The sequence below is a fragment of the Nocardia asiatica NBRC 100129 genome, from assembly GCF_000308415.1.
Taxonomy (GTDB): domain Bacteria; phylum Actinomycetota; class Actinomycetes; order Mycobacteriales; family Mycobacteriaceae; genus Nocardia; species Nocardia asiatica.
This window is the reverse complement of record NZ_BAFS01000353.1, coordinates 1-1,094: the sequence shown is the minus strand read 5'-3', so window position 1 is coordinate 1,094 and position 1,094 is coordinate 1. Positions and strand designations below refer to the sequence as shown.

Annotated in this window: 1 protein-coding gene; it reads right to left on the bottom strand. The window is 69.0% G+C overall.

The window, feature by feature from the left end:
- Positions 1-629 precede the first annotated feature (629 nt).
- Positions 630-1,094 (bottom strand): phage tail tip lysozyme (locus ON27_RS29365; RefSeq protein WP_218003062.1); only part of this gene is annotated, 465 nt, incomplete at its 5' end.

Sequence of the window (1,094 nt, the reverse complement as noted above, 5' to 3'; positions counted from 1 at the left end):
TCACCGTACTGGGCCGCGATCGCCGCCAGCGCGCCCATCGCGGCAGCCGCCATCGGCGCGGACGAGCCCGCGGCGGCAAGTGCGTCGGAACGTCCCGCCGCCGAGGCCGGTGCCGCGGCGGCCGAGGGCGTCTCGGTGACCGCGGGTTGAGTTCGGCTGCTCGCCTGCGCCGCCGGAGCCGCGGGCGCGACCGACGCGGGCGCGCCGGGCCGCGGTGGCGCCGCGGGAGCAGTTCCTCCGCGCGCCGTCGACTTGACCGGACGACGCGGCGACGACGTCGTGGTCGCCCTGGCATCGCGTGCGCCACCGATCTCGTCGGATTCCGGTTGGGACGGGGTACGGTTCGTCGGCGCCATCAGTACCCCAGGTCGGCGTGACCACTACCGGCGACGGTACGGACGGTGGTGCGGCAGGTGTCCTCGGCTCTTGACATCGGTGTGGCAACCTCCGTCGATTCGCTGGCCCATGTCACCTGTCCCGCTGTGCGCCTACGGGAGGACCGTCGTGCCGAGACTCGCCCGGCAGCGTATTCGGAGCTTAGCCCACTCCTCGTGTGTTTCTCGCCGACGTTGTTCCCGGAGACGGGCATACAGCCTGCACCACTTGGACCATGCGTTTGCCACGAGCACTTACACGGCGACGTTGCGCATAGCGGCCGCGATGCTGTTGGCATAGGCGATACGTTGCCCTCGCGCCGCGCCGGAGCTTCGTTCGTAATACTGATCGAAGACCGCCGCCGCGGCAGCGGGCGTTTGCGCGCCCCGCAGATGCGCGTACGCCGCGGATTCATTGGTGCGCAATTCGTGCATCATGAAATCGACTTGGGTCTTCCAGTCGGTGACCGGCTTGCCCCTGGACGCGGCGTAACGCTCCAGATTCTGCCGTCGCCCTCCCAACCACTGGCACAGGCCGATGGCGCCTTCGCGCGGGTTGTAGGCGCCGGTGTTGAAACCCGACTCGACCTTCATGTTGCCCACGATCCCCGCCGCCTGCGCAGGGGTGAGCCCGTATTTCGATATGAGGTACCGGTAGATGTCCCCCGGCTGGGGATTCGACCCGCCGGGGATGTTGTCCGCGTTCCCGGTGGATCCGGT